The sequence below is a fragment of the Xanthomonas sp. A1809 genome, from assembly GCF_017746015.1.
In the GTDB taxonomy this organism is placed as follows: Bacteria; Pseudomonadota; Gammaproteobacteria; order Xanthomonadales; family Xanthomonadaceae; genus Xanthomonas; species Xanthomonas euvesicatoria.
In genome coordinates this window covers 369,883-385,081 of sequence record NZ_JAGHWZ010000009.1, presented here as the reverse complement: position 1 = coordinate 385,081, position 15,199 = coordinate 369,883, and the positions used below count along the sequence as shown (strand labels likewise).

Annotated in this window: 11 protein-coding genes and 1 pseudogene; 8 read left to right on the top strand and 4 right to left on the bottom strand. The window is 64.0% G+C overall.

Features of this window, described 5'->3' with window-relative positions:
- From J7396_RS14360 to J7396_RS14330, 8 genes and pseudogenes are all read left to right on the top strand, one after another.
- A partial coding sequence (locus tag J7396_RS14360; protein ID WP_209261631.1) for a hypothetical protein occupies positions 1-539 on the top strand: 539 nt, incomplete at its 5' end.
- A 70-nt stretch (positions 540-609) separates the two neighbouring features.
- A complete protein-coding gene (locus J7396_RS14355) occupies positions 610-1,218 on the top strand; it encodes a DUF4145 domain-containing protein (RefSeq protein ID WP_008571684.1) in 609 nt (202 codons plus the stop codon).
- 68 nt (positions 1,219-1,286) lie between these two features.
- Positions 1,287-1,457, top strand: a pseudogene (locus tag J7396_RS22580) (IS5/IS1182 family transposase); the annotation flags it as partial.
- 365 nt (positions 1,458-1,822) lie between these two features.
- Positions 1,823-2,419 (top strand): DUF1629 domain-containing protein, encoded by a 597-nt coding sequence (locus tag J7396_RS14345; protein WP_008571681.1) that lies wholly within the window; start codon positions 1,823-1,825, stop codon positions 2,417-2,419.
- A gap of 33 nt (positions 2,420-2,452) precedes the next feature.
- Positions 2,453-2,578 carry a hypothetical protein gene (locus tag J7396_RS22735; protein WP_267459826.1) on the top strand — a complete coding sequence of 42 codons (126 nt, stop codon included), beginning with the start codon at positions 2,453-2,455 and terminating at the stop codon, positions 2,576-2,578.
- Positions 2,579-2,776: 198 nt separating this feature from the next.
- Positions 2,777-3,415 carry a DUF1629 domain-containing protein gene (locus J7396_RS14340; RefSeq protein ID WP_008571680.1) on the top strand — a complete coding sequence of 213 codons (639 nt, stop codon included), beginning with the start codon at positions 2,777-2,779 and terminating at the stop codon, positions 3,413-3,415.
- Positions 3,416-3,450: 35 nt separating this feature from the next.
- Entirely contained in the window at positions 3,451-7,458 is a 4,008-nt protein-coding gene (locus tag J7396_RS14335; RefSeq protein ID WP_209261629.1) for a hypothetical protein, read from the top strand.
- A 40-nt stretch (positions 7,459-7,498) separates the two neighbouring features.
- On the top strand, positions 7,499-8,149 hold the full coding sequence (locus J7396_RS14330) for a hypothetical protein (protein WP_209261628.1): 651 nt from the start codon (positions 7,499-7,501) through the stop codon (positions 8,147-8,149).
- Positions 8,150-8,381: 232 nt separating this feature from the next.
- On the opposite strand, the gene J7396_RS14325 is transcribed toward J7396_RS14330, so the two are convergent.
- From J7396_RS14325 to ptsP, 4 genes are all read right to left on the bottom strand, one after another.
- Positions 8,382-9,659 (bottom strand): carbohydrate porin, encoded by a 1,278-nt coding sequence (locus J7396_RS14325; RefSeq protein ID WP_014090422.1) that lies wholly within the window; start codon positions 9,657-9,659, stop codon positions 8,382-8,384.
- 171 nt (positions 9,660-9,830) lie between these two features.
- Positions 9,831-11,573 carry a fructose-specific PTS transporter subunit EIIC gene (locus J7396_RS14320; protein ID WP_008571276.1) on the bottom strand — a complete coding sequence of 581 codons (1,743 nt, stop codon included), beginning with the start codon at positions 11,571-11,573 and terminating at the stop codon, positions 9,831-9,833.
- Positions 11,574-11,725: 152 nt separating this feature from the next.
- Complete coding sequence (gene pfkB / locus J7396_RS14315) at positions 11,726-12,682, bottom strand: 1-phosphofructokinase (protein WP_209261627.1); 957 nt, start codon at positions 12,680-12,682, stop codon at positions 11,726-11,728.
- Positions 12,679-15,195, bottom strand: a complete 2,517-nt coding sequence (gene ptsP, locus J7396_RS14310; protein WP_029819649.1) for a phosphoenolpyruvate--protein phosphotransferase — start codon at positions 15,193-15,195, stop codon at positions 12,679-12,681. Before ptsP ends, pfkB begins: the two co-directional genes overlap by 4 nt.
- Positions 15,196-15,199: the final 4 nt, after the last annotated feature.

The following is a 15,199-nucleotide window of genomic DNA, read 5'->3' as shown; positions in this document are numbered from 1 at the left end:
TGAATTGCGGGGAGTCGACAGCCGCGCCGCTCTTGTCGCTCATTGTTGCGGTGCTCATCAAGCATTACTTGGAGGGCAAATCGCGCTTAGTGACATACATTGGTAACGTAGCAGCCTTTCCCAGCAACAACGCACCGCAGACGCACATGCATAGCGTCGTGCTTCAGAACGCTGGCAAAAAGTCGGCGGCTAATGTACGTGTCCCACACGGGGTGCCTCTGGCCAGCGTAAGCGTTAAAGTCAATCCCCCAATGCACTACAACTTTGAATTCAGTCCATCCGGAACTTTTCAGATTTTGATCCCGACCCTCGCGCCAAAAGAGCAGGTCACGATCTCGTATTTGTATGAGGAGCCAACCGTATGGAATCAAGTCTCATGGCCATCAAAGAGTGATGACGGACTCGCAGAGATTGTTCAGGCAATTCCGGCGCCGCGCCCCAACAAACTAGTGCGTTACTCCAGCGTCGTCCTCTCGATGGTAGGGCTTTCGTACATTCTTTATTGGGCGGTTCGTTATGCATTGCAAAGTGCCACCTAACAATTCATGCAAGCAGAAGCCGATTCTCGGCTCGGCTTAATTCAGGCGTTAGACCTGCAGACCAAACACCATGTCTTGGCGAAACAAGGAAATTTCCATCAACTGGTTGAAGGCAGTCATCTCCGTTGTGGCGGTTTCTGCTATCGCAGTGCGTATCGCTTTTCCTGAGATCAAGATTGACTTGGTTACGCTCGGTCTGATGATCGTAGCGGTGCTGCCGTGGCTGTCGGAACTGATCGAAAGTGCAAAATTCCCGGGCGGCTGGGAAGTCAAATTTAGAGACCTTCGAGAGGCTGGTGAAAAGGTAACGTCTTCCTCAGAGCCTCCTCCCACGGCTTCCCATCAGCCACCGCCCGTTACACAATCCCAGCCAAGCTACGTTTCGGTAGCAGATCAGGATCCAAATCTTGCGCTAGTCGGCCTACGCATCGAGATTGAGCAACGCATTCGGCAACTATCCAAGCGCCACGACCTGCCTATGAATTGGGGCTCGCTATCGAAGTTGATTCGCGAGCTAACACGTCGCGAGATAATTCCTTATGGCGTCGCTAGCGGCTTGGAAGACCTAGTCGCAGCCGGAAATCAGGCTGCGCACGGCGCAAGCGTCGATCCTCGGGTGGCTGATTGGGCAATTACCACCGGGCCGGAAATCTTGGCTGCGTTGGATGCGCTGCTGTAGGTCTAAGGAACCTCTGAACAACGTGCCACAAATGCGCAACCCTATTGGTTCGGAGTGAAGAGGCATCCATGCAATTGAAGTTCGGTGACGCTGAAGGCCTGGGCAAGCGCAAGCAGATCCGGCGCGAGATCTTCCTTGCGGAGATGGAGCGCATCGTTCCGTGGAAGCAACTGCTTGCCCCGGCCGAATCATACTATCCGTTGTCGGGACTGCCCGGTTGGCAGCCGTATGCGCTGGCTATGGACGTACAACCATTAGCGCCCCAACATGGCGCTAGGCGGCATCACCCTAGCAATGAAATTGGCGATGGCCACGTAGCTTCAGATTTGGCGAACGCTCAGAGCGGGGGGGCTTTTCCCACCCAGGTTTTGCGAGAGCAGGTGCTGGCATCTCTCGATATTTGGGTGGTGGATCATTTGGTAATCGGTGGCAGGAGCCTGCGATCCGGGCGGCAAGTGGAATGTGGCCTCTCCGTTGCCTTATTGCTTGGGTCGGCAAAGCGGTCGAGTTAAGCTCTTTCTGTCAGCTGAGACCACACCGCACGGAAGGGATGAAACGCATGCCATCAACGACGCCAAATCAGCCGACGGCCGGGAGCTTTTACATGGTCGAAGCAGACATGGAGAGCAACAGACCGCCCTGTGGGGTGAGGTTCGAGAATGTTCGCAACCTGCTTTCCCCTCCGCGGTTGATCCTGCGGCCGGAGGAAGGAGGATTTCCGACGCTCCGCGAAACACCTCAGCTGACCTACGACCCAAAGACAGGTCCAGTCCCGCGGGATCTAGAGCCGGGATTTAGTGGCTATTGGCTGGTTTCTGAGCGACTCCACGATGTCATGGTGTCGGTGGACTCCGACGCCTTTGCTTTTGCGGAGGTAGATTACCGCTTGGCCGACGGTGCCAGAGGTCCGCGCCACCTTTTGTGCGACGTTGTTCGCGAGCTTGATGCCTTGGACGAAGTTGCTTCGAAGCTACAAATTGAAGTAGACGACGACTACGTCAATGGCAAGTTCTACTCGGTGGGAGGGGGAGCCAGCTTGGCCTTTAGGCCGGAAGTCCTGGGTCAAGCACACGTCTTCCTTACGCCGTTCAGCTCATTCTTGATTTGCGACCAAGCCTTCAAAGATGCGGTCCATGACGCGGGGATTCCTGATGATGCTGGTGAAAGCGGCATCTCTTTTATCGACGCATCAGACGTCTAGCCGCATCTGGGCAACACATAAGGAGCAGGGAGCATGCCGCGCAGCAGCCCTATTTTTCATGATCATCATGGGTTCGAGCAGCAAACCCTTCGTTACAGCCGCATCTTGCGGGTGCTGTCGAACTCAGATCGCTTCGACATTGATTCACCTGAAAATTGATTCTTCATGCCGCATGACGAAGGGCATGCCCAGGCTATGGGCATCTTAAACTTGTGCCGCAATTCCGATTGTCAGACCTGGGAGCGTCAGAGCAGCGGACAGGACACCACCGTTGCACCATCTGCCCAGAAATGAGACTGCGGCGCTAAACTTTGCCGCAATGATCCCGGCGACATAAATCAATGACGGATACAACCGATGGAAACGACGACAGCCAATCAGCCCAAGGCTGGTGAGTTCTTTATCCTCGAAGCGGGCACGATCAACGGACCGGTGAACGGCGTTGTCTTTGAGAACGTCAAGAATTTGTTGTCACCCCCGCGCCTGATTCTGAGGCCTGAAGGCGGTGGTTTCCCTCCGTTGCGCGAAACGCCGCGTTTGGTCTATCACCCCAGCAAAGGCCCACCTCCTAAGGACTTGGAGCCTGGCTTCAGTGGATACTGGCTTGTATCCGAACGACTCTTTCAAGTCATGACCTCGGTCGATCCCACTGCGTTCGCTTTCGCAGAGGTGGACTATCGGTTGGCTGATGGTGCGAAAGGGCCACCCTACTTTCTCTGTGACGTGATCCAAGAGATTGACGCACTGGACGAAGAAGCGTCCAAGCTCTTCATTGACACAACCGAAGACTTCGTCAATGGCAAGTTTTACGATCTGACCGGCGGCGCCAGTGTAACGTTCGACCGCGTGCGTTTGGGTCCGGCGCATGTCTTCAAGACGCCTTACACCGGCCGGGTATTCTGCGATCAAGTCTTTAAGGATGCAGCCGCAGCGGCAGGTATCGAGACCGACACCGATGCTGATGGGCTTTGGTTTATCGATGCTTCGGACATCTAGCCGCGCAGCAATGGCTTCTAGGAAGGATCTGATCCATGCCACGCAACGGACCTATTTTCCAAGACCACCACGCCATTGAGCAACAAACGCTAGAGCGAAGCCAGCTACTTAAGGGGCTCTCGGACGCGGGATATTTTGATATTCATGCCCCTGAGAATCGCATTTTTCTGCCTGCAGATCCCGCGTTTGCTCAGACTTTGGGGACCACGCCGCATAGCGGTGGACCCATCTCTGATTACCAGAATGGGCTAATTGATCGCTTGGGGCGCCTTGAGCAAACCCCTGATGGCATCAAGGCCCTATCAGGTGACTTGGACGCACTTGGAAGAATTTCAGGTCGCGTAGAGACCCTCCGCGACACAGTGCGTGTGGGACTGATTAATGGCGATTTGCACACCAATGCGCCACTTGGCCTTCGCGCCGACGACATCCGTCCAGGCGTCCAGAATTTCTTTCGCGACGAAGTCGCCTACGGACAGGCCCATGTTGCGCAACTTCTGAGCCTGAAGGGTTACGTGCCAGGAGATCATGGTTGGGCTGTGGTCACCCACACCGAAGGCCGTGTGGTGGCCACACTCCAACATATCCAGAGCGTCCCCAATCCTCTGACCCGCGGTGGTGCAGTCGAACTCCAGCGGCATGGTTTGTCTCAGGCTATTTCAAACGCTTACCACGGTGGACGCTTGACCATATCGCCGGGGGGTGTTGCTGTTGTTGAGAACACCTTGGGCGAAGAAGCCGCCAGATCGCTGCGAATTCCTCGCGGTCAAAGCGGTGCCGCATCCATAGAAATGCTGCTGGGCAATGCGTCGGCTAGTACCTTGGTGCGCTCGGGTGGCTTGTTGGCGACAGGTGCTGATGCAGTGCTGACCGCGCGCCGTTCGGCCGAGCTGCTGGAACAAGGCAATGCCACGGCCGCGCAGTCTGAGGTTACCCATGCACTGGCCCGCAATGTCGGTGGCTGGGCCGGTGGTGCGTCCACGGCAGCAGCCTTGGGAGGAAGCGGCTTCGTGCCGGCTGCGTTGATGGTTGGCGACGCGCTGTTGATGAGCAAGGCGTTCGATAAAGGCGCCGATCTGCTGGACAACCGCGCCATCTACCACCAGACCGACAAAGCTGGCGTGGAGTGGCAGTTCAACGGTCGCAACTGGCAGCGCGACGCGGCCATCGAGCTCGCTCCGGATGGCCGGCGCACAAGCGGCGAGCAGCCCGTAGTCGCCAGCTATGAGAAATCCCAGGAACTGGGCGCGCTGGCCAACGCCAAGGCAGTGGAGTTGGCGCTGGGCAAAGCTCCTGCACCGCAGGACCCGTTCAACCTCCCTGCACGGGCCAGCGACCAAGTTGGACTAGACAACCAGAACTGGCATCGCAATCCCGAGAGCCAGGCATGGGAACGCCAAGTCAAAAACGCTGTGTCCGGTGCCAACGACCGAGGCAGCTACGAACACCAAACCGCCTCCCCCGAACGCGCGCAACAGCTCAACCAGGAAGCCCTGGGCCGCATCGAAACCAACATCGCCACCGGGCGCGAAGCCATCGCCGCCGCTTACCTGGAAAACCATGCTGCGCAGCGCGCCCGCGACTATGGAGTGGAAGTGCCGGCAGCCGTGGAAAGTGTCCTCGCCAAGCAAGGTCAGGTGCAGGGACACGACGGGCAGGTCTACCAGCGGAACGACGCTGGACAGTGGGCTGGGAAGGATGGGGTGGCTACTGGAAACCTGGCGGTGGAACTGGAGTTGACGAACCAGGTGCGCCAGCCGTCGGTGGAGCGTGCCCAGGAGACCCTGGCAGCGATCCAGGCGCTTCCCGCCCCTACGGCTGCGCAGATAGAGCACAACGAGCTGCTGCACCGTTACCGGGCCGCAGGCGTCGATTTGAACGTGAACCCTCAGACTCAGCAGGCAGTGGCGCTGGCCGCGCAGCGGACTAGGGACGCCAATGGCATCACCGGGCCGACCATGCAGCAGCTACAACGCAATGCGTCGGGGCAATACGGGTATGACAGCCCCATCGCGCACCTCCAGCGCGACAGCGATGGAATCACTCGTGTGGTGGCCGTGACCAGCAGCGAAGCCATCCGGCAGGCGTTGAGCGAGGCGCAAGGCAATCGACTACAGTCGCCAAGCCTAGGGCGCGCGCCTGAGGGAACGGCAGAGGCGGACACCTCGGCCTCCGAGTCGTCCAATCCGCAGCAGGTGCTGGATATCCAAGCGCACCTGCAAGCCTCTGTCGCGGCGCAGGCGCGGCAAGAACGCGAACAGCAAGATCGCCTCGCGCAAGAGCAGCACGCCGCGCAGGTGCGCGAGCACCTCCAACAGGCACAGCCGGAGCGCGAAGAGCGGGCGCAGAACGAACAAGCAATCCAGGCCCACGCCGTGCTGGAAGGTCAGCGCCAAGCCGAGCAGCAGCGGGAGTCAGAAGAGCGGCAAGTGCAGGAGCAGCAAGCACAGACCAGCCAGCAACGCGAACTGCAGGAGCGTGAGGAAAGGAATTTCCAGGAACGTCAGGCGCAGGAGCGCCAAGCCCAAGACAACCAGCAACGGGAGCAGCAAGAGCGCCAGGCTCAAGAAGCCACGCGGGTCGAAGTCCAGGAACGTCAGGCTCAGCAAGCGCAGCAGCAAGACCCCAGCCAGCACTCCTCGCAGCAAGCCGATCCTCAGCCGCACGCTCCGGATGCGGCGCTGGCTCAGCAAACGCCGCAGCCCGAGTTGCAGCAGGCAGACGCCTACCAGCAGCTAGAAGCGCATAACCAATGGGCAGGCGAACACCCGGCTCACACCACACCTGACCCACGGATGCAGGCGCCTGGTCCAGGCGACGCACAGCCGCATCAAGCACAAGAAGCGGCACGCGCGCTGGAAACGCATGCGTTGGAGAGTCGCGATGCTGCGCACCTCCATGGGCCTCCCTCTGGGGGCAGGGAATCCGGCGACGAACCTATGCAAAGCGTGCAGGCCGACGTGGTGCCGCCAGCACTGCATCCCCAGGTGCAAACGCAGCAAGCAGAGATGGAGCAAGCGTCGGTCCGTCAGCAAGACGTGGCGCGTGAGCAGGAGGCAGCGCCGGTTCGCGTCATATCCGCAACAACGCCTACGGCAGCAGAACCGTTGACTGCATCGCAATCCGCGGACTCCTCCACTTCTGAACGGCATGCGGAGACAGAGCAGGCCTGTTTCTCAGGTGGCTCGCTCGCTGAGCATGGGGTGGCTTTGCTGGCCCCAACAACTCTCGCGCAAACACACGGGCGATCGCTGGGGAATAGAGTAGAAAATCGCTTTCCCTCAGAGCCATCAGGCGCGGAAAACCAGCAAGCCCAATCGACCCCCGCGCGGGAACGCAGCGCCGCAGACCCGGGTGGCGCCCTGTTCCTGGAAGAGACCATGCGCTCGCTGCGTCAACTGCAACAGGAGATTGAGGCGGCGGATCGGGAAGACGAACGCTTCCACCAGGAATGGAGGGAGTATCGCGAGCGCGGAGAACCTTATCCCTTCGCTCAAAAGAGGGCGCTAGACCAGGAGGGTGGAAGCATGGATGCATTCAGCGCCCACCCACCAAGTCACCGCTCGCCTAGTGAAGCTGCTGAGCAAACCGATGCCTTTCCACCTCTAGCTCAGCGCTCGGTCGATCCGGGGGGAGGGGATGCGCCAAACGATTCTTCGCAGGCCGAGCGCAAATCGATCACGGGCGACCCTGACGTGGACGAAGTGCTCTATGCGCTCGACAGCAAGAACGAGTTGGCGATCGAGCAAGCGCTGAATCGGGTCGCCAACAGCGCAGCGACGCAGGCGCTCATCAAAAGAGGCAACGAGTTCCTTGAGGCTCAAGCCCAGCAGGAGGCCCAGGAGCTCGCCACCACACGTCAGGCGCTGGGGATGGATGTCTCAGCGGAAATCAACACCAGCCGCGGGCCGGTCATGGTGATGACGCTGCCGGAGTTTGCCAAGGGACCGATGCAGAGCGGTCCCCAAGGGGACGGCGGTGGGGGTGGAGACGGCGGTGGAGGCGGGGGAGGAGGTGGTGGTGGTGGAGGGGGCGGCGGTTAGTCAAAATCGCTTCCGTGACCAGCCGAGCTCAGGAAACCTCATGGATAGGCAAGACGCCGCCGCAATGGCGGAAATGATGGCCACGTTGAATGCATCGAACGCTTCGTTGCAAGAGACGGTCAAAGTGCTGACGACGCTGGTGGCATCCATGCAGCAGCGCGAACAACGGTTGCGCGAGGTGGTCGCCGAGCAACTCCATGTGCTCCAGAACGCCGCCAGCAATGCCGATGCCAAGGTCACTAGGGCATTGGACAACGCACTGCCGAGACTGACGCAGCTGACCAATCAGGCGTTGACGCAGACGCTGGAGCCAGCCGCCAAGCGATTCAACAAAGAAATGGCGACTGCGGATGAGACATTGCAGCAAGCCACGCGACGTTACGCGCAGGCCCAGCAGTCCTTGGAAACGCGGAGCACTCGGCGCATGTGGATCGCATCGGCCACGATGCTCTTGGCGGGCTTGCTAGCGCTGGGGGCGGTGGCCTATTCGGTTGGCATCGTTACCGAAAAGCGAACCGAACTCGCACAGCTTCGAGCGTCCATCGACTACCTGGATCGCGTGTCCCTTGCCGACCTAGCTCCATGTGGCGAAGACCGGCTCTGCGCCACCTTTGAGAAGAATGGGCCGCGTTACGGCAACCAGCGGCAATACAGAGCGATCAATCTGCGAGCAACATCAGATTCGCAATGATGTGAAGTCGTCATTACAGCCACTGGCTTGCGCGACAGGGGCGGTCGAAAAAGCCACCTCGCGTGCGGTCGCGCCTAAGCGGCTCATCGAACTCATTGGCCAAATCCGGCATTGCCCATGCCAACCGAGTCGACGCAATGCGTTGCACTGCAGTAAATGCAACGCACCCGCCGCTCACTTCAGGCAGTGATGCCCACCAAGCATGCGCGCAACGCGCGCAGCTCTCTTCGGGTCACAGATTCCAGTCGATCCGCATGCCCGCAATCAATGCGTTCTTCAGATCGTTGGTGCGGGTCGGTTCGTTGAACTGGTCGGGGTTGATCACGTAGTGCAGGTTCGGGGCGATGCGCAGGCGCTTGGTGACCTGGATGCCGTAGCTGAGCTCCATCATGATCTGGTTGTCGGCTGGGGTGCCGGTGCCGCCGGCGGAGGCGCGGGCCAGGCGCAGGTTTTCGATCGCTTCGTCGCTGTATTTCTGCTGGGTGATCACGAAAGCGATGTTGTCCTGCGGGCGGCTGGCGAAGGTACCTTTCTGCACCAGGCCGAGCTGGATGAAATGGTCTTCGATGGCTTGGCCGCCGGTGCTCTTGAGCATGGCGCCGAAGACGGTGAGGCCGCGCGTACCCGACGGGTCGGGGTTGGTCACCTGCTGTTCGAAGCGGGCGAACATGCCCGAGCGGCCTTGCTTGTTTTCATAGCCCAAGCCGCTCAGTACGGCCGGGTTGCCATTGCGGTCGCGCAGCGGGTCGGTGTAGTCGGAGTTGTCCTGCCAGCCGCCCAGTTCGTACATGGCGGCCATGCTGCCGTCGCCACCCTTGTTCTTGTAGCCGACGGCATAGGGCACGACCACGCCGGTGGTGTCGTTGGTGCTCCAGTTCAGGCCGTGCTGGCCGTCCTGTGCCTGGATGGGGTTGACCTCGTAGGCGCCGACATGCAGATAGACCTTCGGTGTGACCCAGGCGGTGGCATGCGCGGCCCAGCTGGAGACCGGCCAGTAAGTGAAGTTGCTGGTGCGGAACACGAAGGTGGGGTTGCCGCAGGCCGAGTTGCCCTGGAAGTACTGGCACAGGTCCGAGCCCAGGAAGTGGATGTTGGCCACGCTGCGGCCGGCTTCCAGTTCCAGACGGTCGTTGAAAAGTTTCTGCAGCAGGGTGAAGTTGGCCAGGCGCGTGCCCTGGCCGCCGTAGATTTCCTGCACCGAGGTGCTGTTGCCGATGCTGCTGTTGGCCAGGTTGGTGCCGTGGCGGTTGCTGACGTACAACTTCACCGTGGCGCCGTTCCAGCCGAACAGGCGGTCCATGTCGACATCGGTGCCGACCATCAACTGGCCGGCGTAGGCGTCGCCGCTTTTGCGGCCGCCGTCGATCATCGAGGCCGCTTCGCCGGTGTAGCCGAGCTTGAGCTTGAAGGCATCGGCGGCATCCTGCGCGTGGGCGAGCGGGGTCAGTGCCAAGGTCAGCGACAGGCACAGCAGGCGGGGGCGGGCACGGCGGGGGGCGAGAGCGGTCATGGCAGGACTCCGGACAAAAGGGCGTGGCCGTGGTGGCGAACGCGACAACATGTGGGTGGGCATGCCGCTGGCAGCGCACCTGGGTGCGCGCAGCGGTGAAGCAGGTCAGGGGCGCGCGGGAAAACGCGGGCGCGTCAGGTGCGGCGGCAGGTCCGTGCCGCCGGAGGTGCCTCAGGCAACGACGTCGGTCACCGGCTTCTTGAGCAGGCGCAGCGCGATGGCCGTGACCACCACACCGACCACCAGGGCCAGCACGTAGTTGAGCAGGTGGGTGACGGCGTTGGGGATCAGCAGCACGAAGATGCCGCCGTGGGGTGCCTTCAATTCGGCACCGGCGGTCATCGAGATGGCGCCGGCCACGGCCGAGCCGATCACCAGCGCCGGGATGGTGCGCAACGGGTCGCGCGCAGCGTACGGGATAGCGCCCTCGGTCACGAAGGCCAGCCCGAGCACGCCGGCGGCAGTGGCCGAGCCGCGCTCTTCCACGGTGAAGCGGTTGCGGAACACCCAGGTCGCCAGCGCGATGCCCAGCGGCGGGGTCATGCCGGCCACCATGGCAGCGGCCATCGGGGTGTAGACCTGGCTAGCGATCAGGCCGGTGGAGAACGCATAGGCCGCCTTGTTGACCGGTCCGCCCATGTCGAAAGCCATCATGCCGCCGAGCAACAGGCCCAGCAGCAAGGCGCTGCTGCCCTGCATGCCGCGCAGCCAGGCGGTGAGCCAGGCCAGCAGGTCGGCCACCGGCTGGCCGAACACGTACATCATCGCCAGCCCGACCAGCAGGGTGCCCAGCACCGGCAGGATCAGCACCGGCTTGAGGCCTTCCAGGTTGCGCGGCAGCTTGATATAGCGGTTGAGCGCCGCCACGCCGTAGCCGGCGATGAAGCCGGCAATGATCCCGCCGAGGAAACCGGCGTTGAGATTGGCCGCGACCAGGCCCCCGATCATGCCGGGCGCGATGCCCGGGCGATCGGCGATGGAGTAGGCGATGTAACCGGCCAGGGCCGGCACCATCAGGGTGAAGCCGGCCTTGGCGCCGATCTGGAACAGCGACCAGGCCAGCGTGCCCTGGTGCGCATCGTCGCCGGCGTAGATGCCGCCGAGGGCAAATGCCAAAGCAATCAGCAGGCCGCCGGCAGTGACGAACGGCAGCATGAACGAGACGCCGGTCATCAGGTGCTTGTAGGCGCCGGTGCGGCCGGTGCCCTTGTTCGCGGTGCCGCTGGCAGCGGTGCCGGTGGCAGGAGTCGCGCCGCCCTGCACGCTGGCGTCGGCCAGCGCCTTGTTGATCAGCGCCGGGCCATCGTTGATCGCCGGCTTGGTGCCGCTCTTGAACACGCGCTTGCCGCCGAAGCGGGCCAGGTCCACTTCGCGGTCGGCGGCAATGATGACGACGTCTGCTGCGCGGATTTCGTCGTCGGTGAGTGCGTCCTGCGCACCCACCGAGCCCTGGGTTTCCACCCGCATCTGGTAGCCGAGTTTCTTGGCGGCCTGCTGCAGGCCTTCGGCGGCCATGAAGGTGTGCGCGATGCCGGTAGGGCAGGAGGTGATGGCCACGATGCGCTTGTTGCCGCTAGCGGTGCCACCGGGATTGCCGGCGACGGCCGGGTCGGCGTGTGCGGCCAGCTTGCCGATCGCAGCGGCCGGGTCGTCCAGCACCGCGCCCAGGCTCAGGCGCACCAGTTGCGCATCGCCAAAGCGGGTGGTGTCGGCATCGGCGTCGCCGACCACCAGGACCTGGGCGGCACTGCTGGCGAGTTCGCCCGGCAAGGCGCCGAGCACGCCCTGGTCGCTGCGGATTTCGATCGTCACGCGACGGCCGGCGGCAGTGGCCGCGCGGCGCAGCGCTTCGGCCGCCAGGACGGCTTCGGTACTGCGTTCGCCAGCGGCGATGACCACGATGGAAGAGGACATGGCAAAACTCCTGCTGTGTTGCGGTCGCCGGTGTTGTCGGCGGGGGGAATTTCAAGCGTTATGCGTGGCGGTGACGCGCGCGATCTGCCGCGGTCTGCAACTGCCGGCCCGACGCCGCCTGGGTGCATGCATCGGCAGTGGCCAATGGCGGCTCATGACAGCATTTCGATCACGACCTCGGTTGCGGCGCGGCGCACGCCCTCTGGCGTAATCCGGCGCGCGTCGCCGCTTTCCAGCCGGCACATCGAAAACGCCGTGGCCAGCCGTGCGCACTGCTCCAGCGTGGTCGCGGCATCGAGCGAGGCGGCGGCCAGGCCGGCCACCATCGCATCGCCTGCGCCCACGCTGCTGCCGTGCGCCAGGCGTGGCGGGCGGGCGATCAGCCGCTGGTCGCGTTGCACGAACAGGGCGCCTTCGGTGCCCATCGAAATGACCACCAGCTGGATGCCGCGGGCGATCAGTTCGTGCGCGGCGGCGCTAAGTGCGCCGTGATCGTTCAACGGGCGGCCGGTCCAGGCTGCGAGTTCGTCGCGATTGGGCTTGACCGCGTACGGCAGCGCCTGGCGCGCGGCTTCCAGCGCTCTCACCAGCGGCATGCCGCTGGTGTCCAGCAGCACGCGCGCACCGGCCGCGCTGGCCTGGGCCTGCAATTGCGCCCAGCTGTCGTCCGGCAGCCCGGCCGGCAGGCTGCCCGACAGCACCACCGGCAGGCCGGGGCGCAGCAATGGGGCGAGATGGTCGGCCACGCCTTGCAGGTGCGCAGGCCCCAAGCGCAGGCCGGGCAGGTTGATGTCGGTGGTGTCGTTGCTGCGCGCGTCGACCAGCTTGAGATTGGTGCGGGTTTCGCCGGCCACGCGCTGGCAGTGATCGGCGATGCCGCGTTCGCGGAACAGCGCTTCGAACACGCCGGCGTTGCCGACCCCGAGCACGCCCAGCGCGGCAACCTGGCTGCCCCAGTCGGCCAGGCACGCGGCCACATTGATGCCCTTGCCGCCGGCATCGTTGCGCACGCTGCTGGCGCGGTGCACGGCGCCCGGCTGCAGGTGTTTGAGCTGGATGGTCTGGTCGATCGCCGGGTTCAGCGTGACGGTGATGGCCTGCAGGCTCATGCCTTGTCCTCGCGCTTGGCTTCCAATGCGCGCACCTGTTCGGCGGTTTCGCAGGCCAGCGCCTGTTCGGCGAGGTGTTGCAGCTGGCTCAACGCGGCGCCGCGCAGGCGTGCCTTGACCGCCGGGATGTCGTTGGGCGTCATCGACAATTCCTGCACGCCCAGGCCGGCCAGCAGGCTGGCGCCGAACGCATCGCCGGCCAGGCCGCCGCAGACGCCGACCCAGCGATCGTGCTTGCGCGCACCGTCAATGGTGCTGCGGATCATGCGCAGCACCGCCGGGTGCAGGCTGTCGGCTTCGGCGGCCAGTTCCGGATTCTGGCGGTCGATCGCCAGCACATACTGGGTGAGGTCGTTGGTGCCGATCGAGAAGAAGTCTGCGTGGCGCGCCAGCACGTCGGCCTGCGCGGCGGCGGCCGGCACTTCGATCATGATGCCGATCGGCACCTCCGGTGCGTCGAGGTCGGCGCGGAGGCGTGCGCAGATGGCGCGCAGCGCCACCAGTTCCGGCACCGAGGTGATCATGGGGAACATGATCGACAGCCGCGCCCCGTCCTTGGCGGCGCGATACAGCGCACGCAGTTGCGGCTCCAGCAGGTCGGGGCGACGCAGCAGCAGGCGCGCGCCGCGCACGCCCAGGAACGGGTTTTCTTCGTGCGGCAATTCCAGATGCGCCACTTGCTTGTCGCCGCCGATATCCAGCGCACGCACGATCAGCGGGCGGCCATCCAGCGCCTGCGCCATCGCCAGGTAGGTGGCATGTTGTTCGTCTTCGCTGGGCGTGCGGCCGCTTTCCAGGAACAGGAATTCGGTGCGCATCAGGCCAACGCCTTCGGCGCCCTGGGTCAGCGCCATCGCGACCTGGTCGGGCAGGTTGACGTTGGCGCCGATGTCGATGTGGTGGCCGTCGGTGGTTTCGGCCGGCAACGCGCGCTGCGCGGCTTCGCGCTCGCGGATGGCCTGCTGCTCGGCGATATGGGTGCGGGCCGCATCCAGATCCTGCTCGGACGGGTCGATGTACAGGCGCCCGCTGCTGCCGTCGATGATGGCGGTGACGCCGTCTTCGATCTCCAGCAGCTGGCCGCCGGCCGCGACCAGTGCCGGCAGGCCGAGCGTGCGCGACAGGATGGCGGTGTGCGAGGTCGGCCCGCCCTGCGCGGTGGCCAGGCCGAGCACGCGCGCGGTGTCCAGGTTGGCGGTGTCCGAAGGCGACAGGTCGCTGGCGAGCAGGATGCACGGTTGGTTGGGTAGGTCGGTGAGTCCGGCGCCGGCGGCGGCCGGGTCGAGCTGGGCCAGCACGCGGCGGCCGACATCGCGCAGATCGGCCGCGCGGCCGGCCAGTACCGGGTTGCCGAGGGCGGCCAGGCCGGAAGCGATCTGTTCCACCGCCTGGTGCCACGACCACGCCACGCCGTGACCTTCGACCATCAGCTGGCAGGTGCGGGTAATCAGGTCGGTGTCGTTGAGCAGTTCGGCCTGGGCCTTGAAGATGGCCGCGTCCGAGGCGCCGAGCCGGCGCTGGGTGTCGTCCTGGATTGCCGCCAGCTGCTGGCGGGTGCGGGTCAGCGCGTCGTGCAGCTGCGCGCCACCATCGCCCAGGCCGACCGGTTGATCGGCGACCTCGGTCTGCGCGGCGCGCAGGCGGTGCACGATGCCGATCGCCACGCCCGGGCTGGCGCCGATGCCGACGATGGCCGGCTGCGCCTGCGGCGGCGTCCAGCCGGCCACCGGGGCAGCGCGGCGTTGCGCGGCACGCTCGGCATCGGCCTTTTCCTGCGCGGTGAGGCTGTCCATGACGGCGCGCAGGCGCTTGAGCAGTTCCGCTGCGTCGCTGCCTTCGGCCGAGACGGTGATGCTGTCGCCGGCACGCAGGCCCAACTGCAGCAAGCCCACCAGGCTCTTGGCATCGGCGGCCTGGTCGCCGGCGCGCACCTGCGCACGGGCCGAGAAGCCGCGGGCGGTTTCGGCCCAGCGGGTGGCCGGGCGCGCATGCAGGCCGCTGGGGTAGGCGATGGTCCATTCGAATGTTTCGGCCAGATCGGTGGCCGGCGCGGCATTGGTCTCGGGCGCGCGGTCGCCGGTGAGCGCGGCGACGATCACGCCGGGGTCGTCGGTGCTGAACAGCGTTTCGAGCTGGGCCGGGTCCTGGATCAACCGGGTCAGCCGGCGCAGCAGGGTGATGTGGGTATCGGACTGCGCGGCGATGCCGACCACCAGCCGGGTGATCTGGCCGGGGTTCCATTCCACGCCATCGGTGAGCTGCAGCACCGCGATGCCGTCGCGGCGCACCAGGTGGCGGTCTTCGCCGACGCCGTGCGGGATCGCCAGGCCGTGGCCCAGGAAGGTATTGGCCAGGCCTTCGCGCCGCCGCATGCTGGCGTCGTAGCCCGGCGCGACGCAGCCGGCCGCGACCAGCAACTGGGCGGCCTGGGCGATGGCGTCGTCCTTGTCGCGGGCAGAAGCGCGCAGGCGCACAAGGTCGGGGGTGACGGGGGCGGGCGACGGAGAGGACAAGGCG